We start from the raw sequence: 22,171 nt of genomic DNA, 5'->3' as shown, positions 1-22,171 counted from the left end.
TGTTAGATCTCCATCCCGAAGTGCTCGCTGAAACGTACGTCGCCTTCGATCATGTCGCGCATGTCGCCGACTTCATTGCGGAACATGAGCGCGCGCTCGATGCCCATGCCAAATGCGAAACCGGAGTATATGTCCGGGTCGATGCCCGCGGCCCGGAGGACATTGGGGTTGACCATGCCGCAGCCGCCCCATTCGATCCAGCGGGGGCCGCCCTTGGCGCCCGGGTGCCAGATGTCCAGTTCCGCGGAGGGCTCCGTGAAGGGGAAGTAATTCGGGCGCAGCCGGACGGAGGCCTCGTCACCGAACATCTGCCGGGTGAAGTGCTCCAGCGTGCCCAGGAGGTCGGCCATGCTCAGGTTCTTGTCGATGGCCAGGCCCTCGAACTGATGGAACACCGGAGTGTGGGTGGCGTCCAGCTCATCGGTTCGGAACACCTTGCCGGGGCACAGCACGTAGATCGGCACTTCGCGTTCCAGCATGGAACGGACCTGCACCGGGGAGGTGTGCGTACGCATCACCAGGTGGGCCTCGGGCGGCTCCACGAAGAAGGTGTCCTGCATTTCGCGGGCCGGGTGGTCCGGCTTGAAGTTCAGGGCATCGAAGTTGAACCACTCGGATTCCACTTCGGGGCCTTCGGCGATTTCCCAGCCCATGCCAACGAAGATATCCGCCACGCGGTCCTGAAGCGTGGAGAGCGGGTGCCGGGCTCCTGCCCGACGACGCCGGGGCGCGGCAGTGACGTCCACTGTCTCTTCCAGCAGGATCCGGGCATCGTTTTGTGCTTCCAGCTCGGCGGTGCGGTCCGCGAGCGCCTTATTGACCCGGCCCCGGGAGGAACCCATGAGCTTGCCGGCTACGGCCTTCTGGTCCTTCGGCAGTCCGCCGATCTCCCGGTTGGCCAGGCTGAGCGGCGATTTCTCGCCGGTGTGCGCCAGCCTCACCGCCTTAAGTTCGTCAAGGGAGCCAGCGCCGGCAATGGCGGCGATGGCCTGGTCTACAGCGGCAGTAATGGCGGCTTCATCCGTAGGGTTCGGGATGGCGGCGCCCGGCAAAGTTTCAGTCATCTACTGTTCTTAGCTACGAGTAGGGGCTGCCGGTTAGGGGTGCAGCCGCACGCGGTTTCCCGGCGGCGCATCCGTCACTGGCAGGTCATTCCGTGAATCCATGCTTGATGAATGCACTCGATGACCAGGTCAGGGCACACCGGTCAAAACCGGCGGCCACTATCCTCCAGTCTAAGTGAAGGCTCCGGCTACCATGGCCTCATGACACAAGGGCAGGGCCGCGCAGCCGCGCATCTGGTGACGGCAGGGCAGTCGAGGGCTGCGCCCCTCGCGGCAGGGCAGGTGACGGCAGGGCAGCGGGTACGGCAGCTTGCCAACATGGCCAACGGCACCACCCTGCTGGGCCTGGCCGTTGCCGCAGCGGCGGGAACCGCCGTCAGCCAAGGCCCAAGAGGGCTGCTCATCGCGTCCGGTTACCGGTGGCGCATTCCGTATGCGGGGGCCTTCACCCTTGGCAACGTGGTTATCTGCAGGATCCGCGCTGAAGACCTGACTTCCAATCCGGCACTCCTGGGGCATGAGGAAGTGCACTGCAGCCAGTACGCCTGCTGCCTGGGACTGCCCTTCCTTCCGCTGTATTTCCTGGCTGCAGGCTGGTCGGTGCTTCGGACGGGCGATCCGGCGTCGGAGAATTTCTTCGAACGGCAGGCCGGCCTGGCGGCCGGCGGCTACGTTGACAGCAGGACAACAACAAGGCCGGCGCCCCTTGGGGCCGGCGGAATCGAGGTCTGACAATGACGGTTGAACCCAACACGAGGGCCAATTCCGGGACCATCACCGTGACCGGAACGGGGACGGCCGAGGCGCGACCTGACCTGCTGACAATTTCCGTGGGCGTCGAATGCCGGCGGGACAGCGTGGGCACCGCATATGCGGACGCGGGAACAGTATCCGCGGCTGTATCCGGTGCGCTCCGCCGGCACGGCGTGGGTGATGCGGACATCCGGACGTCCGGGCTGAACGTCCGGCCGGAGTTCGTCTGGCGCGACGGCGGCGGACAGCAGGTGACCGGCTATGTGGCCTCCAGCGGGCTTACCGTACGCCTGCGCCAAGTGACTGCGGCGTCCGGCGTTATTGCCGCCGTCGTGGATGCCGGCGGCGATGACGTGCGCCTGAACGGACTGGGGCTGGGCTTCGCGGATGAGTCGGCCGTCGCCTCCCTTGCCCGGGAAGCTGCCTGGCAGGATGCCGCTGCCAGAGCCGAACAGTTTGCATCCCTGGCGTCCGCGCGGCTTGGCGCGGTGACCTCAATTGCCGAGCACCCCGATGCACCCGGACCGGTTCCGGTGGCCCGGATCCAACGCGCCGCCGCCAGCGAAGCCATCAGCGTGGAAGCGGGCCGCGCGAGCATTAGCGCCAGCGTCACCGTGGTGTGGGAACTGCAGGCCTGACGCCTCCCACGGCCGGTGCCGGGCTCGGCGCCGAGCCCGGCGCGCGGACTTCCCAAGCGTCCGGTCCTTGACTTAACTTCGAACATATCTTCGAATAGAGGGCATGAGATGGGATGCGCAAGCACTGATGCCCCGGCCCGCCGATGTCCTCGGAAGCGGCCCGTCACCTGCCCTGCTCCCCCTTGCCGGGTTGGTCCGTTCGGTCACCACCCCCGAGTTCGCCGGCATCACCTTTCATGAGATCACCGCCAAATCGGTGCTCAACAAGGTGGTGGCCGGGTCGCGGATGCCGTTTGAGTGGACCGTCAACCCGTACCGCGGCTGCAGCCATGCCTGTGTTTATTGTTTTGCTCGCAAGAGCCACACGTACCTGGACTTTGACGCCGGGCTGGATTTTGACAGCCAGGTGGTGGTGAAGGTAAATGCCGCCGAGGTCCTCCGGAAGGAGCTGGCCAAACCGTCCTGGGGCCACCATCAGGTGGCCCTTGGCACCAACACGGATCCCTACCAGCGGGCCGAGGGCCGCTACCAGCTGATGCCGGGAATCATCACGGCGCTGGCTGACTCAGGCACGCCGTTGTCCATCCTCACGAAGGGGACGTTGCTGGCCCGGGACATTCCGCTGCTGAAGCGGGCTGCCGCCCAGGTGCCGGTAGGTGTGGGCATTTCCCTGGCCATGACGGATGAGGCACTCTCCGAAGCCGTGGAACCAGGCACGCCAGGGCCGCGGGCGCGGCTGAAGCTGGTCTCCCGCTTGCGCGATGCCGGGCTCCCCTGCGGTGTTATGGCGATGCCCATCCTGCCGTGGCTCTCAGACAGTGACGAAGCGCTTGATGCCCTGTTCGGTTCCCTGGCCGCCGCAGGGGCGACGGGCGTCACCGCCGGCGCCCTTTACCTGAAGCCGGGTACCCGGGAATGGTTTATGCAGTGGATTGCCGGGAACCACCCGGAACTGGCAGGCCGCTACCGGAGGCTCTACGGCACAGGCTCCTATGCCTCCAAGGAATACCGCACGTGGCTGGCCGCGAAAGTCCGCTACTTCAAGCAGCGGCACGGATTCACCAGCGGCCACGGTTTCAGCCACCGTGACCTCGACGACGATCCCCGCGGCGAGGAAGCCCAGTATCCAGCCGGGAGTATCCCGTCCATCCCCGTCGACACACAGGAACGGCCGGCTGGGGAATCCCAGCCGGCCGCCGCCGGGCCGCGTCAGCAGCCCACCCTGTTCTAGGGGCAGCTTCCTAGCCGGCCGGAATGCCCTTGTACTTCTCCTGCAGGAAGTCCTTCATGTCCTGGGTGGTCAGGATTTTGTAGTGCTTCTGGACCCTGGGTGCTCAATTTGGGGCGTCTGGACGTCCTAAACTTCAGCGCGTAGCGGTTGAACCCACTGGTGTGCCCAAAGACTCAAGAAGTGCCCGGATAATCGGGAAATCGGCCGGGATCCACGGAAGACTGAGAGCTTCATCACGCTTCGTGGTGCTGATCCATTTCAGCTGGTCGTGGTCTTCGAGCGGCTGGGGATCACCGTTGGTAATCTCCGCCAACCACACCCGCATGCTGGCCCGCTCATTCAGCCGCCAGCCAGCCGCTGTCCCGGCGGGGAGTTCCGGCCCCAAGCGGACCTCTACGCCCAGCTCCTCCCTGAGTTCCCGGTGCAACGCGGCCTCGCATTCCTCACCGGCGTCGACCTTGCCGCCGGGGAACTCCCAGAACCCGGCGAGCTGCTCGGGAGCAGTCCGTCTGGCCACCAGCATGCGCGTGGGCTCCATCAACGAGTCCACTATTGCTCCACCAACTACCTGTATCAGTCCACTCACCGCCCCAGTCTATGAGGGAGAATGGTTTACGGGCCTTCCCCCAACATCCCCTTTGAAAAGCAGGCACATGAGCAGCGTCGTCCGAACCTCCACCGCGTCCAAGGCGAAGACTCCGCACGTCGGCGCAGCGATCTTTGCGCTGGCCATGGGAGGCGTCGGGATAGGCGTCACGGAATTCACCATGATGGGCCTGCTCAAAGAAGTGGAACAAGGACTCAGTATCAGCACCCCGGAGGCGGGGCACCTCATCTCCGCTTATGCCCTCGGAGTGGTGGTAGGCGCGCCCCTGCTGGCCGCAGTCGGAGCCAAACTGCCGCGCAAACACCTCGCGCTCGGCCTTATGCTGTTCTTCACCCTCGCCAACCTGACGTCCTATCTTGCTCCCGATTACGGCAGCATGTTGGTGTCCCGGTTTGCGGCCGGACTGCCGCACGGCGCATTCTTCGGTGTCGCCGCCGTGATCGCCGCCTCCCTGGTTTCGCCCACCCGCCGCGGTTGGGCCATCTCCATGGTGATGGCAGGCTTGTCCGTTTCAAACGTTATCGGCGTACCGGCGGCCACCTGGGTGGGCCAGACCTTCGGCTGGCGGTTGCTGTTCCTCCTGGTAGGAGGAATTGGCTTGCTGACGCTGGTACTGCTGTGGCGCTATGTTCCGTACCAGGCACCCCATCCTGACGCGAGCATCCGCCGCGAACTGGGTGCGCTCAAACGGCTTCAGGTGTGGCTGGCCATCCTGATCGGCATCGTGGGATTTGGCGGCTTCTTCGCGACCTACACCTACATTGCCCACACCATGACCCTGGTGGCCGGGATTCCGGCGTCGCTGCTGCCCATTGTGGTCGCACTGTACGGACTGGGCATGGTGGCGGGAACTGTCGTCGGCGGCAGGCTTGCCGACAAGTCGGTGATGGGCACGCTGTACTGGGTCCTGCCCGGCATCGCCGTCGCCCTGGTGGTTTACGCAGTCGCTGTGCACTGGCCCTGGTCAGCCCTTGTGATGGTCTTTGTGGTGGGGGCGTCCGGCTCCATGCTGATCCCTGCCCTGCAGACCCGCTTGTTGGATGCCTCGCCGGACGCCCCTTCCCTCGCTTCCTCGCTCAACCACGCAGCGCTCAACGTTGCCAATGCCTTGGGCGCTTTCCTGGGCGGCGTAGTGATCGCCTGGGGCTGGGGCTTCGTGGCGCCCGCGCTCGTGGGGGCCGTGTTGGCCGTCCTTGGCTTTGGCATCGCTGTGGCCAGCGGGCTCCTGGAACGCAAGAAGCCGCTGGCCGCCTGATCTGGGGGAACGGGCGGGCAGCGGCTTCACCGCAACATGCTGTGCGCTGGAGCAGTAACGTCAGGCCGGCGGGTCCTGAGCCCCAGCTTCGGCTGAAACGTGGCCCGCGCCTGAAACGTGCCCTGCACCGGAGATCTCGTCCGTGCGGCCGGCTTCGCGGTGCAGATCCGGTTCGAGGTAGATCACCCGGGCAATCGGAACGGCCGTGCGGATTCGGGACTCGGCACCATCAATCGCAGCGGCGATGTCCCGGCCGGTTTCCGCGGCACCTACGGAGATCTTGGCGGCCACCAGCAACTCCTCCGGTCCGAGGTGAAGGGTCTTGAGGTGGATGATGCGGTTGTGTCCCCCTGCCTCGATGGCCTCGCTGATGCGGGCCACATCATCCCGGGTGGCAGACTCGCCCAGCAGCAAGGACTTGGTTTCGATAGCCAGGACAACCGCGATGGCCACGAGCAGCAGGCCGATGATGCCGGTGCCCGCGGCATCCCAGATCCCGTTGCCGGTGACGATTGTCATGCTCACACCGACGAGCGCGAACAACAAGCCCAGAAGCGCCCCGAGGTCTTCCAGCAGGATGACCGGTAGTTCCGGCTGCTTGGCTGTGCGCACAAAACTCACCCAGCCCTGCTTGCCGCGGATGTGGTTGGACTCGATGATGGCCGTCCGGAACGAGAACGCTTCGGCAACGATGGCGCCGATCAGCACCGCCAACGGAACCCACCAGAAGTCCCCCTCGATGGCGTTTGGGTGCTGCAGCTTCTCCCACGCCTCGAAAAGTGCAAAGAGCCCGCCCACGCTGAAGAGTACGATCGAGACGATGAAGGCGTAAATGTAGCGTTCACGGCCGTACCCGAACGGATGCTCCGGGCTGGCTGCCTTTCTGGCGCGTTTGCCGCCGATCAGCAGCAATAGTTGGTTGCCGGAGTCGGCCATGGAGTGGATCGCTTCGGCGAGCATCGACGAGGATGCCGTCAGGAAAAAGGCTACGAATTTCAGGACGGCGATGGTCAGGTTTGCGGCAAGGGCCGCGACGATCGCCTTGGTACCGCCGTTTGCAGCCACAGAGGCTTCTCCTCTTCACAGGTTCAGAACCAAACAGGGATTTTCGCAGCGCCGTAGTCGGCTCCGCCCCCGAACACCGTACCTTTTCGGGTCCAGAAGACGCACCTCTGACATGCACTAAGCCTGCTGACATTAGACGAGCCGTATGTTAGCTTGAACACTAATCGGGACGTTTAATCCCGACGAATATGAAGGAGGAGACATGGGTTTTCTTGCTTGGATTATTCTCGGCCTCATCGTAGGGGCCATCGTCAAGGCCGTTATGCCGGGCAAAGTTGGCGGCGGCTGGGTAACGAGCCTCGTGCTCGGCGTGGTCGGCGCGATTGTAGGCGGCTGGATTGGCAGCCTCCTGTTCGGCAAGGGTGACCTTGCCTTCTTTGATCTGGGTACTTGGATCCTGGCTATCGTAGGCGGCCTGGTAGTCGCCGGTGTCTACGGCGCCATCACAGGACGCAGCAAGAGCACACGGGCGCCCTGATACCCCTACCCCATCTGATTCATACAGCAAGGGCCCCGGAGAACTTCCGGGGCCCTGCCTTGTTAAGTCATGTGTCCAGTTAGCTCATATGTCCCGGCGAGCCTGGCTTTCCCTGAGCCACGCCCGAACGTGGGTCATGCCTTCTGGGACCTGGCACTCGCATAGAGGCACACCGTTGCCGCCGTGCCAAGGTTCAGGCTTTCCGCTCCGCCGTAAACGGGCACGGCCACGCGGTGATCGGCCAGCGCCAGTTCATCCTCGGCGAGCCCCTGAGCCTCGTTTCCGAACAGCCACGCTGTGGGATTCTCCAGGGCGAACAGCGATTCGACGCCGGGGCCTGCGATCCGGCGGGCGGCGTTTTCGTCCTGGAGCGTATCCAGGTTGACGTCACCGTTGCCGTCGGCAGCCAGTATGCCGATCCCCCGAGCCCGGCAGGCTGCTGCCACTTCCGCAATATCGGCGCCCAGGACCACGGGAAGGTGGAACAGGGAACCGGCGGTGGAACGGACCGCCTTGGGGTTGTAGATGTCAACGCTGGAGGCGGTCAGGATGACGGCGTCCGCCCCGGCCGCGTCAGCTGCCCGGAGAACGGTGCCCGCGTTGCCAGGGTCCCGGACCTGACACAGCACTGCAAGCAGCCGCGGTCCGGCGTCCAGGACCTGCTCAAGGCTCACGTCCAGGAATCTACAAACTGCGAGAATGCCCTGCGGGGTAACGGTGTCCGCCATTGCGGCCAGGACTTCATCCGTAGTGAGATATGCGTCGATGCCCTCCGCTAGTGTCTCCAGGTCCGGGTGCCGGTCAAGGCATGCCTCGCTCGCGTAGACCTCATAGACGACGCCGGGCTCCCCCGCGGCAACTCGTTTCTGGTGCAGCGTCAGGGCCTCGCGGACAGCCTGCGGACCCTCCGCCAGGAACTCGCTGCGCTTTAAACGCGCCGGGCGCCCGGCAAGTTGTGCCACCTTCCTCACCCGATCAGCTCGGGGATTGGAGAGTGGAAAGTCTTGCGGGCGCCCGGTTTCGTTCATGTAAGAACCTTAGTGGCTTCAGCCACCAGTCCTCGAACTGGCGTGGGTGCTACTTGGCAGCCACGTCAGCGGCCGGCTTTGCAGCCTTGGCCTTCGGTGCCTTGGCAGCCTTAGGGGCTGCGGCTTCGACGGCCGGAGCGGACGTGTCGGCAGGCAGGGAATCCTTGGCGATCTTCACCAGCGCGGCGAATGCGTTAGCATCCGAAACGGCCAGCTCGGCAAGCATGCGGCGGTCAACCTCGACCTCAGCGGCCTTCAGGCCCTGGATCAGACGGTTGTAAGTCAGGCCGTTGGCGCGGGATGCAGCATTGATGCGCTGGATCCACAGGCGGCGGAAGTCGCCCTTCTTCTTTTTGCGGTCGCCATAGCTGTACACAAACGAGTGCAGCAGCTGCTCTTTGGCCTTGCGGTACAGGCGTGAACGCTGTCCACGGTAGCCCTTCGCGCGTTCAAGGATAACCCGGCGCTTCTTGTGGGCGTTGACCGCCCTCTTCACACGTGCCACGTGCGTACTCCTTCGAAAATTCTGATCCCAAGCATCTACTGCCGGAACAACCGGCTGGCCTGAGAAGCCTTATTGGTAGTTGACTGCTGCCAGGTGGCATCAGTCAGAGAACTTGGAACTTAGATGCCGAGCATCTTCCGGATGACCTTTGCGTCACCCTTGAAGACAATCTTGTCGCCGGCGAGGCGACGAGTCAGCCTGGAGGACTTGTGCTCAAGGTAGTGGCGGCGGTTGGCCTGCTGGCGGCGCAGCTTGCCGCTGCCGGTCAGCTTGAAGCGCTTCTTAGCACCACTGTGGGTCTTCATCTTCGGCATGGGAACCGATCTCCTTACGTGTCCACAGACATTGTCTGCAGTTCTTTCGAGCAGCCACCCCTGCAGGCGGCATGCTGGTTGCGTACTGCGGGAGGATAACCTCCCGCAGCTGTGAACTAGGTAGTCTTCTTGGCAGCCGGCTTCGGAGCTGCCTTGGGGGCAGGCCTTGCAGCAGGCTTCGGCGCTGCCGGCCGTGCGATCGGCTTAGGCATCGGCACCGGTGGCCTCGGAGCTGCCGGAGCCGGAGCAGCTGCTTCGGCGGGCTTGACGGCGGCAGGAGCCTTGACCGGAGCCGGAGCTGCCTTGGGAGCTTCACGCTTGGGAGCAGCAGCCTTCGGGGCTGCCTGCTTGGGCGCCTCCTGGACGGCTGCTTCCTTGACGGGCGCTGCCTTCGGGGCAGCTTCCTTCACGGGAACTTCCTCTGCCGGAGCTTCCTTAACCGGGGCTTCTGATTCCGGAGCTGCTTCAACAGGCGCAACAGGCGTTTCAGCTTCGGCCGGGGCTTCAGGTTCCGGCACCGTGGTGATGGCGAAACCTTCCGGAAGAAGGTCAGCCAGCGACTGTGTCAGCGGTGCCTGGTCGTCGCCGGAGACGTCGACGCGGCCACCGCCCGTAGCCTTCGCTTCGTTCTGCGCCTTGGCCTCTGCACGCTGCGATGCGCGACGTGCCTCAGCCTTGGCTTCGGCCTTGTTCTTCAGCGGGCCCACAACCATGACCATGTTGCGGCCATCGATACGGGGGCTGGACTCAACAACGCCCACTTCAGCGACGTCGTCAGCGAAGCGCTGGAGCAGGCGGATGCCCATTTCCGGACGCTGCTGCTCACGGCCGCGGAACTGGATCATGGCCTTGACTTTGTCACCGGCACCGAGGAAGCGCAGTGCATGGCCGCGCTTGGTCTCGTAGTCGTGGGTGTCAATCTTGAGGCGGAAGCGGATTTCCTTCAGAACAGTGTTGGTCTGGTTCTTCCGTGCTTCACGTGCCTTGACGGCGGCCTCGTACTTGTACTTGCCGAAGTCCATCAGCTTGCACACCGGAGGCTTGGCCTGCGGTGCAACTTCAACGAGATCAAGATCGGATTCGGCAGCCAAACGCAGGGCATCGTCAATACGGACGATTCCTACCTGTTCACCTGCAGGACCGACCAACCGCACCTCGGGGACGCGGATACGCTCATTGATTCTTGGCTCGCTAATGTTAAAGCTCCTGTGATTGATGTGGTATTCCACCGGCAAATAGAGAAGGCCCCCAATTGCCGGAGCAATCGAAGGCCTCGATGGTCGGATGCACGGTCCTCAGTAGAGGCAGTGCGCACTTCCCCAGGCTTGGCACCTGAAAGAACTGTCCGACCGGTACCCGGCAACCTTGCTTCCTCAGGAATTACTTCCGGCCGGAAAACGGCTGACGCGGGTGGGAGAGAACTCCGCTTGCAAACTGCATGTCATTCTACAGAACAAATCCCGCCAAACGCAGCTAAGCGTTGGTGGGACTTTCCACAGCGAAATAACGGCATCCAGTCGGTCTGTGACAAGCTTACCAGTATGAGCACCCCAGACAGCAATTCACACGTTTTCGAGGCCCCCGCCGCCAAGGCTGACGTAACCCAGCAAATCCGCGATATCTCGGAGGTGCCGGCCATCGAGGTCATCACCACCGCCGCAGTGCACTTGATGAGCGCAGCCGCCGTCAAGCTGGGCCTCGCCGCGGAGGACAATGCGGAGGAACTCAAGGATCTGGACGAGGCCCGCAAGCTCATCACCGCCCTTGCCGGGCTGGTGACCTCAGCAGCCCCCGAAATCGGATCCCAGCACGCCGGCCCGTTGCGCGATGGCCTGCGGTCCCTGCAGCTCGCGTTCCGCGAGGAGTCCATCATCCCCGACGCCCCGGGCAAGGGCCCGGGCGAGAAGTACACCGGCGCCGTCAACTAGACCCAAACAGCAAACTTCAAAAAGTACAACGACGACGGCGGCGGACGGTCCACACGGATCTCCGCCGCCGTCATCGTTCAGGCAGCCACCCGGCGCCGCCGCACTGCCTTGAGCAGCAGGCCCACAAAGCAGAGCAGGACGCCGGCCACTCCTACGGAGACAAACCCGCCGGACGGCCCCATCCCGTCTATGAAAATCCCGGCAAGTGGTGCCCCGAGCGCAACGCCGGCAGTCAGCGCAGAGCCGTACCAGCCCATTGCCTCGCCGCGGCGGTTCTCCGCCACCAGATCTGCCACCTGTTCGGAGGCGGCCGCCAGGACGGGGGCGCACAATAGGCCCGGAAGGATCGCGATGAAAGCCAGCGTCCAGGTGTCTTGGGCGAAGCCCATCGGGATGGTCAGGGCCGCCATGCCAAGCAGCAGGAGGATCGGCGAAACGCGACGGTGCATGGCCCCATACACCAGCCCGCCGACCACAGAGGCGGCGCACCAAAAGAGGAATACAATGCCGATTTCGGCTTGGTGGCCGCCGGTTTCCAAGGCAGCAACAATTCCAACGTCGGTGCCGCTGAGCACCATGCCGGTTCCAGCAGCAACGGCGAAGACGGCCGCGACAGTGGCCGTGAGCCAGGCGAAGTTGTGGGCCACCTTACCGCGCAGCCCCGCCGGCCCACTTCCGAGGCGTTCTGCCCCGGCCGGGACGAGGTCCGCCGCCGCTTCCTGGAGGTGGGCCGGTGCGGCGGAAAGCACAGCCACTTCCGCGGCATGGCGCTGGTCCGCTTCGCTTTCCAGAGTTTGCGTGGCACTTCGCGTGGGCGGGTTGAACCAGACGAGGAACAAGCCGGCCAGTGACGTGGAAACACCCACCACCGTGAGTCCCAGAACAGTGAAGCCGCTGGTCGCCACCACGGCTCCGGCGGCCGGCCCGATCATGAACACCACCTCCGTGGCAATCGAGTCCAGCGCATAAGCGGTCCGCCGCTGGTACCCGTCCGCGAGGACGCCCAGGGACTGGCGCACAACACTGAAGATTGGCAACGTCAGCAGCCCACCGACGAACACCAGCGGAAGCAGCCACTGGTAGGACACGTGCGGCACCACGGACCAGATGACCGCCTCGGACACCACCGACGGAATCAAAGCCCGGCGGAGGCCAACAGTGTCCACGCGCCGGCCGCGCCATGGTGCGCCAACTGCGATGCCGATGGTCATGACAGCCGCCGCGGCACCGGCAGCTGCATAGCCCTGGTCCAGGGTGAGGACGATGTGCAGGGTCAGCAGCATGCCTGCCGCCGAATGGGGAATGCGGGCGATCATGCCGACAAGCAACAGCCGCCGGATGGGCCGGACGGCCAGCAGCTCCCGGTATAGAGCGAAGTTCACGGAAAATCCTTTGGATCTGCCCACGGCAGCCCGGGATCTCCGCGCCAACCGTCAGCTAATGTGCCGCGCGCCGCAACTTTATTTCGATCGAGTCAACGCGCTCTCCAAACAATACATTCCGGGACCATGCCTGTTGCAGGCCGGACACCAGGTCCTGAACCGCCGCGGCGTCCAGGCCATCCTCAAGGTGGAGCAGTACCTGTAGTTCCGGTCCGGCACCGCCCCCCGGAAGTGTGGCACCCGTGCCGGTGCGGGCGGTGACACCGGAACCCGGGAGGAGGGCAAGCCGGCGCACTGCCGGGAATGCGGCCGCTGCCTCAGCCATCTCGGCTTCCAGCGCTGTATCAGTGTAGGAAGGGATCCAGTCCTGTTGCTGGGCCAGAGCCCAGACGGCGGGCCGCCGGACCACAAATGTGACCTCCGAGCCCGGATCGAGCACCAGCAGCTCCGCTCCCTCGGCCACGGCCGAGAGGGCAGCCCGGGCGGCGTATACTGCCACCGGCCGGGCTTCGGGGTGCCAGGCGGCCAAGGCGGCCGCCGAGGTGAAGGCCGGCATGGCCGTCCGGCCGTCCGCGGCCTTGAGGGTGACCAGGGCCATGTCCGCCTGCTTGTCCGCGGTCAGGCCATCGACGCCTTCCGCTTCTTCGCCAAGCTGCGCGATGATCGGGATAAACACGCGGGCGGTGGCCAGCGAAGCCACCACGGCCGCTTCGTCGCCGGCGCCTTCAACCATGGCTTCGACGGCGGCGAGGTAGCCCGCGTCGGCCGTGCCGTCGTCGTCCTCGAAGTTGTGGATCCGGCCGTCATCGCCGGCGAGGCTCCGCCCTTCCCACGGCTGGCCTGCCGAGTCAGTACGGCCACCCGCGCCCGCCAGCGCCGCGGCAATGTGTCCGGGCAGATGGCGCGGCGCCGGGGATTCCGCAGCCGGATCGGCGTTGTGCGTGCTGTCCACGGAAACTGCTTAGCGGCGTCCGGCGACGTCGAGGGCTTCGGGGAGCGTGAAGGCGCCGGCGTACAACGCCTTGCCCACGATCGCGCCTTCGACGCCCAGCGGCACCAGGGAGCGCAGCACCTTCAGATCGTCCAGGCTGGAGATGCCGCCGGACGCGACGACCGGCTTGCCGGTCTTCTCCACCATCAGGCGCAGGAGTTCAACGTTGGGACCCTGCAGCGTGCCGTCTTTTGTGACGTCAGTGACAACATACCGGGAGCACCCGGCTTCTTCGAGCCGGCCCAGGACCTCCCAGAGATCGCCGCCTTCCTTCGTCCAGCCGCGGCCGGCCAGCGTGGTCCCGCGGACGTCGAGGCCGACGGCGATCCTGTCGCCGAAGCGGTCGATGGCGCTGCGGGTCCACTCGGGGTTTTCCAGCGCAGCCGTGCCGAGGTTGACGCGGGCCACACCGAGTGCAAGCGCCGCCTCGAGGGATTCGTCGTCCCGGAGTCCGCCGGAGAGCTCCACCTTGATGTCCAGCCGGCCCACCACTTCACGGAGCAGCCCGGCGTTCGAGCCACGTCCGAACGCGGCGTCGAGGTCCACCAGGTGCACCCATTCGGCGCCCTGGTCTTGCCAGTTGAGGGCTGCCTCCAGCGGCGTGCCGTAGCTCGTCTCGCTGCCCGCCTCTCCCTGGACCAGCCGCACGGCCTGTCCGTTTACGACGTCGACGGCGGGCAGCAGTTCAAGAACCGGCAGATCGGTTGCGGTTGTCATCTCAAATCCTCTTGGGTGATGGGTTGCTCATGGAAACGGAACTGGTCATGTGTGGGGCTAGGTTCCAGGAAGCGTCAGCAGGTAGGCAGCCAGCAGCGCCATGCCGGCCAGGACGTAGAAGCCCACCTGGGTCCACATTGGTTTGTGCTGCTGCCTGAAGGACAGGGCGCCGCCCACCAGGACGCCGGCCAGTCCCATCAGGACAATCGACCACATCTAGGCGGCGTCCGTGGCAGCTGGCTTGCGAAGGCCGTCCACCCAGTTGCGTAGCAGCCGAGCACCGGCGTCGCCGGATTTTTCGGGGTGGAACTGGGTAGCGCAGAGCGGTCCGTTTTCCACAGCGGCGATAAAGCGCGCGCCGTGCTCTGACCAGGTCACCAGAGGTGCGGTCATCCGAGGCTGGATCACGTCGAAGTTCCACTCCTGGACACCATAGGAGTGAACGAAGTAGAAGCGCTGGTCCGCGACGCCGGCGAAGAGTTTGGATCCCTCCGGAACGTCCACTGTGTTCCAGCCCATGTGTGGCACCACCTCTGCGGGAAGCAACTCCACCTTGCCGGGCCACTCCCCCATGCCTTCGGCTTCTGTCCCGTGCTCTACCCCGGCCTCGAATAGGACCTGCAGGCCCACGCAGATTGCCAGGACCGGCCTGCCCCCGGCCACGCGCCTGCCGATCAGGCGGATGCCGTCCACGACCTGGAGCTCACGCATAACAGTCTCAAACGCACCGACCCCGGGTACTACCAGGCCGTCGGCATTAAGCACGTCCTCGGGCTTGGAGCTGAGGATAACCTCGGCCCCGGCCCGCTCCAGGGCGCGCACGGCGGAGCGGACGTTTCCGGAACCATAGTCCAGGACGGTGACCGAGGGCTTGCCTTCGGGCGATACGGGCTTCAGGCCGGCGGCCGGATCGATGACGGCGCCATCCCGGAGTATTTGGCCGCTCACAAGGCACCCTTTGTGGACGGAATCCCCTCAACGCGGGGGTCGGGTTCGACCGCAGCACGCAGGGCGCGGGCGAAGGCCTTGAATTGCGCTTCCACGATGTGGTGCGGATCGCGGCCCGCGATGACGTTCATGTGGAGGCAGATGCCGGCATGAAGGGTGATGGCCTCAAAAACGTGGCGGGTCAGTGATCCCGTGAAGTGGCCGCCAATCAGGTGGTATTCCTGCCCGGCAGGCTCGCCGCCGTGCACCAGGTAGGGCCGGCCGGAGACGTCAACCACAGCTTGCGCCAGTGCTTCGTCAAGGGGCACGGTGGCCTCACCGAACCTGCGGATCCCGGCCTTGTTGCCCAAGGCGGTGCGCAGGACTTCGCCGAACGTGATGGCAACGTCCTCCACTGTGTGGTGGACATCGATGTGGGTGTCACCGGTGGCCTTGACCGTCATGTCAATGAGCGAGTGCTTGCACAGCGCCGTCAGCATGTGGTCGTAGAACGGGACAGTCGTATCGATGTCCGATACGCCTGTGCCGTCCAGGTTGATCTCCACGAGCACTGACGATTCACTGGTGGCACGCTCCATGCGGGCGGTCCGGGGCTCGGCAGCGTTCGATCCGGTGGAACTCATGGTCATATGTCCTTAAGCGAAGTCAGAAATGCGTAGCGAAGGAAATGTGCCGGCGCGCGGGGGCGGCGGTACTTCAAGTTTAGGCTGGCAGCGTGGCCTGGCTGGCCAGGATGCGTTCCAGCGACGTCAGGAACGATGTGGTCTCGGTCTCAGTGCCTGCCGTGACACGCAGGTGGCCGGGGATGCCGACGTCGCGTATCAGCACGCCGTCGTCCAGCAACTGCTGCCAGACATCACGCGGGTTGTCGAGGCCGCCGAAGAACACATAGTTCGAATCCGAGGCGGCAGGTTTGAGGCCCATGCGGGTCAGCTCCGAAACGATGCGGTCGCGCTGTTCCTTGATGTCCTCGACATCGGCCATCAGGGCAGTGCGGTGCTGGAGGGCGGCAAGGGCTGTTGCCTGGGTGATGGCCGAGAGGTGGTACGGCAGCCGAACCAGGCGGAGTGCGTCCGTGACCTCGGGGGCGGCGGCCATGTAGCCCAGGCGTGCACCCGCGAGGGCGAACGCCTTGCTCATGGTGCGGGACACAATGAGGCGTTCCCTGCCGGGCAGCAGGGTCAGGGCGCTGTACGTTCCGTCGTGGGCGAACTCGTGGTAGGCCTCGTCAACGATCACAATGGTCTGGCTGGCCTCGCCGGCCGCGTACACGGCCTCCACAACATCCAGGCCCAGGCCGGTGCCGGTTGGGTTGTTCGGTGAGCACAGGAAAACTATGTTGGGCTGAAGCTCCTTGACCTGCAAGGCAGCCGATTCTGCACTGAGCCCGTAGTCATCGGCGCGCTGCCCAATAATGTACCCGGTGTCGGTGCCGCTGGCCAGGAGCGGGTACATGGAATACGTGGGCGGGAATCCCAGGGCCGTGCGCCCGGGTCCGCCGAACGCCTGGAGAATCTGCTGGAGGACCTCATTGGATCCGTTGGCTGCCCAAATATTGGTGGCATCAAGACCGTGGCCGAGGTATTCGGCCAGCGCTTCCCGGAGTTCGGTGAACTCACGGTCCGGGTAGCGGTTGAGTCCTGCCGCGGCCTCCGTCACGGCCACACTGATCGCGGCCCGGACGTCCGCCGGGACCCCATGGGTGTTTTCGTTGACGTTCAGCAGGATAGGTACATCCAACTGCGGGGCACCATACGGGGTTAGCCCGCGGAGGTTGGTCCGGAGGGGAAGTCTGTTCAGACGCTCTAGCTGGTCATTCACCTGAACAGTTTAGGTCCGAAGCAGACGGCCGGAAAATGTGACGGCCTGCGGCGGCACGTTCCAGAGCCTGGAACCTCCCTACTTCGTGGGGACGAAGAGCTGCTGTCCGGGGACAACGCCGCCGGCGGAAAGATTGTTCAATTGAGCAATATCCGCGATGACATCACGGGGATCACGCTCGGGCGCAACGGTACTGGCGATGGCCCAGAGGGACTGCCCGGCCTGGACCGTAACCGACACAGTTGGCGTCAAGGACAGGTCGGCGGCAGAGTCGGCAGCCTTCGCCGGTGCGTTGAGGAAACCTGCCAGCGAAAGCAGGATTGCGGCCAGGATCACCAGCGGGATGCCAATGAGGACAATCCGTCCCCTGCGGGTCAGGCGCAGCGGCGGCAAAGATTCCCTGCGCTGCCTGGGCGCCGCACCCGAAGCCGGCAGGGGCCCGGACCACTGCCGCGCGGTGAGGTCCTGCACGGAAACGAGCTGCGGACGCGAGTCCTGCGAAGCAGATATAGCTGACATGAAATGAGCCCTCCTGGACCATACTGTGCTGCCCGGCGCGTCCTCCGCGTCCACTTGCCGGTGCCGGCCTGGGCCGTCCATAAATTCGAGTATTCGAATCCGCAAGCAACGAGTAGAACACATGTTCGAACTTTGCTTCTTCATTTTTAGCACTTATCAACGAATATTGTCGAGACTCGCTAGAACAAATGTTTGAAAAAGCCCTGTGGCTGGCCTACGTTTGGATCAAAGAACAACCACCTCTGTAGTTGATCAGCAGGGTCTGACAATCAACTCCGACACCAGCCCCGGGGCGTTCCAGGCACCAGCGGCCGGAGCGGATCCGGGCAACCGAAAGGCATTGGCGAACATGGCAGCACCAGCCGCCGGGGGCAAGGCGACACCGCGCCGCCAGCCCCAACGGACCCCCAAGGGGCTCACCGCCCGCCAGAAGAAGATCCTTGAGACCATCCAGCGCTCGGTGAATGACAACGGCTATCCGCCGTCGATGCGTGAAATCGGCGACACCGTGGGCCTGGCGAGTTTGTCCAGCGTGACCCACCAGCTGTCGCAGCTGGAAAAGCTGGGATACCTGCGCCGGGACCCCAAACGTCCGCGTGCCATGGAGGTCCTCATGCCGTTGACGCTGGATGGCGGGTCCACTAAGTCCAAGGGGACTACCAAGCCCTCAGTCCTGCACGGCCTCGGCGGAACGGTCACCGAACTTCCCTCCGCCATGGACACCGCCATGGTGCCGCTGGTGGGCCGGATCGCGGCGGGCGGGCCCATCCTTGCCGACCAGGTGGTGGAAGACGTGATGCCCCTGCCGCGGCAGCTCGTGGGCCAGGGTGAACTTTTTATGCTGCGCGTGGCCGGCGACTCCATGGTGGACGCTGCCATCTGCGACGGCGACTGGGTAGTGGTCCGCCGCCAGGCCGACGCCGCCAACGGCGATATCGTCGCGGCCCTGCTGGACGATGAAGCCACCGTGAAGACGTTCCGCCAACGCGATGGACACACGTGGCTGTTGCCGCAGAACACGCAATACGAACCCATCCTGGGCGATCACGCCACAATCATGGGCAAGGTCGTCTCGGTCCTGCGCTCGCTCTAGGTCCCGCAGCGGGCCTCCACGCCCCCTCGGCCAGGACGAGGGCAAGCAAGGGGCGGGGCCTGCCTTTGCAGGACCACACAGTGTCCACGTTCAGTCAGGCGCCCTTCCCGGCCAGCCTTTCCAAGGCAGCAAACGCTATCTTGCGGTCCGTGGTGGGCCAGAACGGCGGCAGCGCGGCGCGGAGGAATCCGGCGTAGCGCTCGGTGGCAAGCCGGGAATCAAGCACGGCCACCACGCCTTTGTCTCCGGTGGAACGGATCAGGCGGCCCGCGCCCTGGGCCAGGCGGATGGCCGCGTGGGTCGCCGATACCGCCATAAAGCCGTTTCCGCCGGCCTGCGCAACGGCGCGGGACCGTGCTGTCATCAGCGGATCGTCCGGCCGCGGGAACGGAATGCGGTCGATCACCACGAGCCGGCATGATCCGCCCGGAACATCCACACCCTGCCAGAGGGACATGGTTCCGAAGAGACAGGTATCGGGCTCGTCCGCGAACTGCTTCACGAGGGCAGTCATGGTGGAGTCGCCCTGGCAGAGAATGCTGAGGCCGAGCCTGGGACGCATCGCCTCCGCGGCCTCCTCGGCGGCCCGGCGCGATGAAAAGAGACACAGGGCTCCGCCGCCGGACGCCCGGATCAGCGCTTCAAGTTCATCGAGTGCCTCCGGCGACGCCCCGCGGCCCGGCTTGGGCAGGTGCCCTGCGACGTAGAGGATCCCCTGCTTGGGATAATCAAACGGCGATCCGACGTCGATCCCGGTCCAGCTCGGCGCGCCCTCCCCCACCAGCCCCAGGCCGCCGGCGGCCGGTTCAAAGGCTGAGCCGATGGCAAGCGTGGCCGAGGTCAGCACCACGGTGTGGCCGGCGAACAGCCCTTCGCGGAGCTTTCCGGCAACGCTGAGCGGCGCGATGTTGACCAGGGCTGGCGCAGACTCGTCGGGCTGGGCATAGCCCTGTTGCGGGTCGAAGGAACTTGCGCGGGAAAACCACACCACTTCACGGTTCTCACGGGCCACAATGAGCCGTTCACACAGTTCGAGGATCAGCATCAGGCGTGAGCGCGCGAGCTGCCGCCCGCCGTCGGCCGTTTGGCTGCCGTCACCCTTGGAATCAGAGAGTGCAGCCCGGCACGCCTCACGCAACTGGTCCACGCAGTCCAGCTGTTCGTCGTTGAGGCCGTTGGGCAGCAGCCCGTTGGGCACCCCGGCCAGGGCGAGTTCCAGGTTGGCGGCAGCTGCGTTGAGGGCATCCACCGTGATGGCCGTGTGTTTGCGCGCGCCCGACGCGGCAGCGTGGACCATTGCCACGGAGAGTTGCCCCGACACGGCACCGGTGACACGGTCCTGCAATTCGTGGGCCTCGTCCACCACCACAACGTCGTACTCGGGGAGCACTGCGAGGCCTTCAAAGGCGCTGACCGCGAGCATGGCATGGTTGGTGACCACCACGTCAGCCTCGGCGGCGTCGTGGCGTGCCAGTTCACTGAAGCATTCGGCCGCCATGGGGCATTTTTGGGCGCCCAGGCATTCCATGGACGTCACAGACACCTGCCGCCAGGCCCGGTCCGTTACCCCGGGAAGCAGCTCATCACGGTCGCCCGTGGTGGTCTTTTCCGCCCACTCCCGCAGGCGCACCACTTCCTTCCCCAGCTGGGACGACGGCCCGCCCAAGGCGGCGGCGAAATGCGGGACGCTGGTGTCCTCGCCGAGGGAGAACAGCTGGCCCTCGGCGGGTTCCTCAGAAGGGAACCCGCCTACGAGCTTATGCTGGCACACATAGTTGGAGCGGCCCTTGACAAGGGCCACCTTGACGGGGCGATCGAGGGCGGGTGTGATGGTCTTCAGCAGCCGGGGAAGGTCGCGCCCCACAATCTGGGTCTGCAGCGCAAGTGTGGCTGTGGACACGAGCGTGGGCTTGTTGCTCACGAGCGAGTGAGCAATGAGCGGAATCAGGTAGGCCAGTGACTTTCCGGTCCCCGTTCCGGCCTGCACCAGGAGGTGGTCGCCGCTTTCGATGGCTCTGGCCACCTGCCTTGCCATCTCGTGCTGGCCGCTGCGGCTTTGACCGCCCATGCCGGTTACGGCGCGGTCGAGCAGTTCGATCACGAACTGCTCGCCGGCCGTACCTTTGACTTCCCCTGCCACAACCTCAGTCATGGTTGATGAAGGATTCCAGTTCAGCCGCAAGGCCTTCACGCACCATCACCAAAGCGCGGGTACCGTGCTCGCCGTGATCCAGGCTCAGGATCTCGGCGTCGGTCTCGTGCAGTTTGCTGATCAGGTCACCGCGGTCGTAGGGAATAAGGAGTTCCAGCTTCACGCCGGGCCGGGGAATCCCGTCACTGATGGCCTGCAGCAATTCGGCGATCCCCTGGCCGGTGCGGGCCGAGACCACCACGTGGCGCGGCTCGCGCTGCTTAAGGCGCTCCACTACAAACGGATCAGCGGCGTCGGCCTTGTTCAGGACTATGATCTCCGGCACCTTGCGGGCATCCACTTCGCTGAAGACCTTGCGGACTGCGGCAATCTGGCCCTCCGGGTCCGGATGGGACACGTCCACCACGTGCAGGATCAGATCCGCGTCAGCCACTTCCTCCAACGTGGAGCGGAAGGCCTCCACCAACTGTGTGGGCAGTAAACGCACAAAACCCACGGTGTCCGCCAGGGTGTAGCCGAGGCCATCGGAGGTTTCGGCCTTTCGCACGGTGGGATCCAGGGTGGCGAACAGTGCGTTCTCCACCAGCACACCGGCGTCGGTCAGCCTGTTCAGCAGCGATGACTTCCCGGCGTTCGTGTATCCGGCAATCGCAACGGAAGGCACTGAATTACGACGGCGGTTGGCCCGCTTGGTTTCCCGTGCCGGCTTCATCGCCGCAATCTCGCGCCGCAGTTTCGCCATGCGCGTCCGGATCCGGCGACGGTCCAGTTCGATTTTCGTCTCACCGGGTCCGCGCGAACCCATGCCGGCGCCGGCGCCGCCCACCTGGCCACCGGCCTGGCGGGACATCGACTCACCCCAGCCGCGCAGGCGTGGCAGGAGGTATTCGAGCTGCGCCAACTCCACCTGGGCCTTGCCTTCACGGCTCTTCGCGTGCTGGGCGAAGATGTCAAGGATCAGGGCCGTGCGGTCAATGACCTTGACCTTAACGATGTCCTCCAGGCTTCGGCGCTGGGACGGTGCCAACTCGGCATCCACCACAACCGTGTCAGCCCCGGTGGCCATCACGATTTCCTTGAGCTCAAGGGCCTTTCCGGAACCGAGGAACGTGCCCGGGTCCGGTTTGGCACGGCGCTGCACCATACCGTCCAGGACTTCCGAGCCTGCTGTTTCAGCAAGGGCGGCAAGTTCACGCAGGGAATTTTCCGCGTCCGCCAAGGTGCCTTCGGACCATAGCCCGGCCAGGACCACACGTTCGAGCCGCAGCTGCCGGTATTCGACTTCGGTGACATCTTCGAGTTCGGTGGACAGACCGGCCACGCGCCGTAGTGCCCGGCGTTCTTCCCGGTCCTGCTGGTCGCCGTCGTAGCTGGTGTGTTCGTCGTCCAAGCGGGAAATCGCCTGAGCCCTGCCGAACACGGCTTTGTCACCGTCTGCGGCGGTGAGGTTCCTGGCCGGTACGTCCTTGGCGAGAATCCGGTCGATGACAGCTTGGATCTCCTCGGGACTCATGTCCTGGGCTGCTGGATCGGAACCGGTGTTGGGCTGGCTGGTCATGGTCTCCTTTGAAGATTCGGCATTTTCAGAATAGTGCGGATCGTTGGTCTGTGGGGAAGTATTCGCGCTGGGCTGACGGCTTGCAGTCATGCGGGCCTCCTGGTCTGCTGCGCGCGCCGGTCCG

24 protein-coding genes are annotated in these 22,171 nt (G+C 64.8%); 7 read left to right on the top strand and 17 right to left on the bottom strand.

Going from position 1 to position 22,171, the window contains the following annotated elements:
- Positions 1-2: 2 nt before the first annotated feature.
- The gene (gene pheS, locus FYJ92_RS06760) at positions 3-1,064 is read right to left on the bottom strand and encodes a phenylalanine--tRNA ligase subunit alpha (RefSeq protein ID WP_185263154.1); all 1,062 of its coding nucleotides are present in this window, start codon (positions 1,062-1,064) and stop codon (positions 3-5) included.
- Between the two features lie 282 nt (positions 1,065-1,346).
- Between pheS and FYJ92_RS06755 the strand changes: the two genes are divergently transcribed.
- The 3 genes from FYJ92_RS06755 to FYJ92_RS06745 all read left to right on the top strand — a co-directional run bounded on the left by FYJ92_RS06755 (position 1,347) and on the right by FYJ92_RS06745 (position 3,686).
- Entirely contained in the window at positions 1,347-1,796 is a 450-nt protein-coding gene (locus tag FYJ92_RS06755) for a hypothetical protein (RefSeq protein WP_185263708.1), read from the top strand.
- 2 nt (positions 1,797-1,798) lie between these two features.
- Positions 1,799-2,455 carry an SIMPL domain-containing protein gene (locus tag FYJ92_RS06750; RefSeq protein ID WP_185263153.1) on the top strand — a complete coding sequence of 219 codons (657 nt, stop codon included), beginning with the start codon at positions 1,799-1,801 and terminating at the stop codon, positions 2,453-2,455.
- A 103-nt stretch (positions 2,456-2,558) separates the two neighbouring features.
- Entirely contained in the window at positions 2,559-3,686 is a 1,128-nt protein-coding gene (locus tag FYJ92_RS06745) for an Rv2578c family radical SAM protein (RefSeq protein ID WP_185263152.1), read from the top strand.
- A gap of 133 nt (positions 3,687-3,819) precedes the next feature.
- On the opposite strand, the gene FYJ92_RS06740 is transcribed toward FYJ92_RS06745, so the two are convergent.
- Complete coding sequence (locus FYJ92_RS06740; protein ID WP_185263151.1) at positions 3,820-4,272, bottom strand: (deoxy)nucleoside triphosphate pyrophosphohydrolase; 453 nt, start codon at positions 4,270-4,272, stop codon at positions 3,820-3,822.
- Positions 4,273-4,339: 67 nt separating this feature from the next.
- Between FYJ92_RS06740 and FYJ92_RS06735 the strand changes: the two genes are divergently transcribed.
- A complete protein-coding gene (locus tag FYJ92_RS06735; protein ID WP_185263150.1) occupies positions 4,340-5,548 on the top strand; it encodes an MFS transporter in 1,209 nt (402 codons plus the stop codon).
- Positions 5,549-5,608: 60 nt separating this feature from the next.
- Here the strand turns inward: FYJ92_RS06735 and FYJ92_RS06730 are convergent, their stop codons facing one another.
- Positions 5,609-6,613, bottom strand: coding sequence for a cation diffusion facilitator family transporter (locus FYJ92_RS06730; RefSeq protein ID WP_185263149.1), 1,005 nt, complete (start codon positions 6,611-6,613; stop codon positions 5,609-5,611).
- Between the two features lie 202 nt (positions 6,614-6,815).
- On the opposite strand from FYJ92_RS06730, the gene FYJ92_RS06725 reads away from it, so the two are divergent.
- Positions 6,816-7,091, top strand: coding sequence for a GlsB/YeaQ/YmgE family stress response membrane protein (locus FYJ92_RS06725; RefSeq protein WP_056342958.1), 276 nt, complete (start codon positions 6,816-6,818; stop codon positions 7,089-7,091).
- 134 nt (positions 7,092-7,225) lie between these two features.
- Here FYJ92_RS06725 and FYJ92_RS06720 read toward each other — a convergent pair whose 3' ends face one another.
- The 4 genes from FYJ92_RS06720 to infC all read right to left on the bottom strand — a co-directional run bounded on the left by FYJ92_RS06720 (position 7,226) and on the right by infC (position 10,092).
- Positions 7,226-8,119 carry an RNA methyltransferase gene (locus tag FYJ92_RS06720; RefSeq protein WP_185263148.1) on the bottom strand — a complete coding sequence of 298 codons (894 nt, stop codon included), beginning with the start codon at positions 8,117-8,119 and terminating at the stop codon, positions 7,226-7,228.
- 49 nt (positions 8,120-8,168) lie between these two features.
- On the bottom strand, positions 8,169-8,624 hold the full coding sequence (gene rplT, locus FYJ92_RS06715; RefSeq protein ID WP_056342954.1) for a 50S ribosomal protein L20: 456 nt from the start codon (positions 8,622-8,624) through the stop codon (positions 8,169-8,171).
- A 119-nt stretch (positions 8,625-8,743) separates the two neighbouring features.
- A complete protein-coding gene (rpmI, locus tag FYJ92_RS06710) occupies positions 8,744-8,938 on the bottom strand; it encodes a 50S ribosomal protein L35 (protein WP_009358635.1) in 195 nt (64 codons plus the stop codon).
- Positions 8,939-9,054: 116 nt separating this feature from the next.
- Positions 9,055-10,092 (bottom strand): translation initiation factor IF-3, encoded by a 1,038-nt coding sequence (gene infC, locus FYJ92_RS06705; RefSeq protein ID WP_255482336.1) that lies wholly within the window; start codon positions 10,090-10,092, stop codon positions 9,055-9,057.
- 387 nt (positions 10,093-10,479) lie between these two features.
- Here infC and FYJ92_RS06700 point away from each other — a divergent pair, with 387 nt between their 5' ends.
- Positions 10,480-10,866: a DUF1844 domain-containing protein gene (locus tag FYJ92_RS06700; protein WP_056342948.1), complete on the top strand. Its 387-nt coding sequence runs from the start codon at positions 10,480-10,482 to the stop codon at positions 10,864-10,866.
- A gap of 77 nt (positions 10,867-10,943) precedes the next feature.
- Here FYJ92_RS06700 and FYJ92_RS06695 read toward each other — a convergent pair whose 3' ends face one another.
- From FYJ92_RS06695 to FYJ92_RS06660, 8 genes are all read right to left on the bottom strand, one after another.
- Positions 10,944-12,248: an MFS transporter gene (locus FYJ92_RS06695; RefSeq protein ID WP_185263147.1), complete on the bottom strand. Its 1,305-nt coding sequence runs from the start codon at positions 12,246-12,248 to the stop codon at positions 10,944-10,946.
- A gap of 55 nt (positions 12,249-12,303) precedes the next feature.
- Positions 12,304-13,200 (bottom strand): SseB family protein, encoded by an 897-nt coding sequence (locus FYJ92_RS06690; RefSeq protein ID WP_185263146.1) that lies wholly within the window; start codon positions 13,198-13,200, stop codon positions 12,304-12,306.
- A 9-nt stretch (positions 13,201-13,209) separates the two neighbouring features.
- Entirely contained in the window at positions 13,210-13,956 is a 747-nt protein-coding gene (priA, locus tag FYJ92_RS06685; protein WP_185263145.1) for a bifunctional 1-(5-phosphoribosyl)-5-((5-phosphoribosylamino)methylideneamino)imidazole-4-carboxamide isomerase/phosphoribosylanthranilate isomerase PriA, read from the bottom strand.
- Positions 13,957-14,013: 57 nt separating this feature from the next.
- Positions 14,014-14,172, bottom strand: a complete 159-nt coding sequence (locus FYJ92_RS06680) for a hypothetical protein (RefSeq protein WP_185263144.1) — start codon at positions 14,170-14,172, stop codon at positions 14,014-14,016.
- A complete protein-coding gene (gene hisH / locus FYJ92_RS06675) occupies positions 14,173-14,904 on the bottom strand; it encodes an imidazole glycerol phosphate synthase subunit HisH (protein WP_185263143.1) in 732 nt (243 codons plus the stop codon).
- The gene (gene hisB, locus FYJ92_RS06670; RefSeq protein WP_111906554.1) at positions 14,901-15,527 is read right to left on the bottom strand and encodes an imidazoleglycerol-phosphate dehydratase HisB; all 627 of its coding nucleotides are present in this window, start codon (positions 15,525-15,527) and stop codon (positions 14,901-14,903) included. Before hisB ends, hisH begins: the two co-directional genes overlap by 4 nt.
- A 79-nt stretch (positions 15,528-15,606) precedes the next feature.
- The gene (locus FYJ92_RS06665) at positions 15,607-16,725 is read right to left on the bottom strand and encodes a histidinol-phosphate transaminase (RefSeq protein WP_185263142.1); all 1,119 of its coding nucleotides are present in this window, start codon (positions 16,723-16,725) and stop codon (positions 15,607-15,609) included.
- A 78-nt stretch (positions 16,726-16,803) separates the two neighbouring features.
- Positions 16,804-17,244: a LysM peptidoglycan-binding domain-containing protein gene (locus FYJ92_RS06660; protein ID WP_185263141.1), complete on the bottom strand. Its 441-nt coding sequence runs from the start codon at positions 17,242-17,244 to the stop codon at positions 16,804-16,806.
- A gap of 349 nt (positions 17,245-17,593) precedes the next feature.
- On the opposite strand from FYJ92_RS06660, the gene lexA reads away from it, so the two are divergent.
- The gene (gene lexA / locus FYJ92_RS06655) at positions 17,594-18,337 is read left to right on the top strand and encodes a transcriptional repressor LexA (protein WP_185263140.1); all 744 of its coding nucleotides are present in this window, start codon (positions 17,594-17,596) and stop codon (positions 18,335-18,337) included.
- A 94-nt stretch (positions 18,338-18,431) separates the two neighbouring features.
- Here the strand turns inward: lexA and FYJ92_RS06650 are convergent, their stop codons facing one another.
- Together FYJ92_RS06650 and hflX are read right to left on the bottom strand one after the other, a co-directional pair.
- Complete coding sequence (locus FYJ92_RS06650; RefSeq protein WP_185263139.1) at positions 18,432-20,489, bottom strand: ATP-dependent DNA helicase; 2,058 nt, start codon at positions 20,487-20,489, stop codon at positions 18,432-18,434.
- The gene (gene hflX / locus FYJ92_RS06645) at positions 20,482-22,047 is read right to left on the bottom strand and encodes a GTPase HflX (RefSeq protein WP_185263138.1); all 1,566 of its coding nucleotides are present in this window, start codon (positions 22,045-22,047) and stop codon (positions 20,482-20,484) included. Before hflX ends, FYJ92_RS06650 begins: the two co-directional genes overlap by 8 nt.
- Positions 22,048-22,171: the final 124 nt, after the last annotated feature.

The organism is Pseudarthrobacter sp. NBSH8 (assembly GCF_014217545.1).
GTDB lineage: Bacteria > Actinomycetota > Actinomycetes > Actinomycetales > Micrococcaceae > Arthrobacter.
Note: the sequence above shows the minus strand (reverse complement) of the source record. Positions and strands in the feature narration are given on the sequence as shown.

Excerpts from the sequence above, each read along its gene's own strand:
- pheS (WP_185263154.1), bottom strand. The coding sequence starts at position 1,064 with ATGACTGAAACTTTGCCGGGCGCCGCCATCCCGAACCCTACGGATGAA.
- FYJ92_RS06750 (WP_185263153.1), top strand. The coding sequence starts at position 1,799 with ATGACGGTTGAACCCAACACGAGGGCCAATTCCGGGACCATCACCGTG.
- FYJ92_RS06745 (WP_185263152.1), top strand. The coding sequence starts at position 2,559 with ATGAGATGGGATGCGCAAGCACTGATGCCCCGGCCCGCCGATGTCCTC.
- FYJ92_RS06735 (WP_185263150.1), top strand. The coding sequence starts at position 4,340 with ATGAGCAGCGTCGTCCGAACCTCCACCGCGTCCAAGGCGAAGACTCCG.
- FYJ92_RS06725 (WP_056342958.1), top strand. The coding sequence starts at position 6,816 with ATGGGTTTTCTTGCTTGGATTATTCTCGGCCTCATCGTAGGGGCCATC.
- FYJ92_RS06720 (WP_185263148.1), bottom strand. The coding sequence starts at position 8,119 with ATGAACGAAACCGGGCGCCCGCAAGACTTTCCACTCTCCAATCCCCGA.
- rpmI (WP_009358635.1), bottom strand. The coding sequence starts at position 8,938 with ATGCCGAAGATGAAGACCCACAGTGGTGCTAAGAAGCGCTTCAAGCTG.
- FYJ92_RS06700 (WP_056342948.1), top strand. The coding sequence starts at position 10,480 with ATGAGCACCCCAGACAGCAATTCACACGTTTTCGAGGCCCCCGCCGCC.
- priA (WP_185263145.1), bottom strand. The coding sequence starts at position 13,956 with ATGACAACCGCAACCGATCTGCCGGTTCTTGAACTGCTGCCCGCCGTC.
- FYJ92_RS06680 (WP_185263144.1), bottom strand. The coding sequence starts at position 14,172 with ATGTGGTCGATTGTCCTGATGGGACTGGCCGGCGTCCTGGTGGGCGGC.
- hisB (WP_111906554.1), bottom strand. The coding sequence starts at position 15,527 with ATGAGTTCCACCGGATCGAACGCTGCCGAGCCCCGGACCGCCCGCATG.
- FYJ92_RS06660 (WP_185263141.1), bottom strand. The coding sequence starts at position 17,244 with ATGTCAGCTATATCTGCTTCGCAGGACTCGCGTCCGCAGCTCGTTTCC.
- lexA (WP_185263140.1), top strand. The coding sequence starts at position 17,594 with ATGGCAGCACCAGCCGCCGGGGGCAAGGCGACACCGCGCCGCCAGCCC.
- FYJ92_RS06650 (WP_185263139.1), bottom strand. The coding sequence starts at position 20,489 with ATGACTGAGGTTGTGGCAGGGGAAGTCAAAGGTACGGCCGGCGAGCAG.
- hflX (WP_185263138.1), bottom strand. The coding sequence starts at position 22,047 with ATGACCAGCCAGCCCAACACCGGTTCCGATCCAGCAGCCCAGGACATG.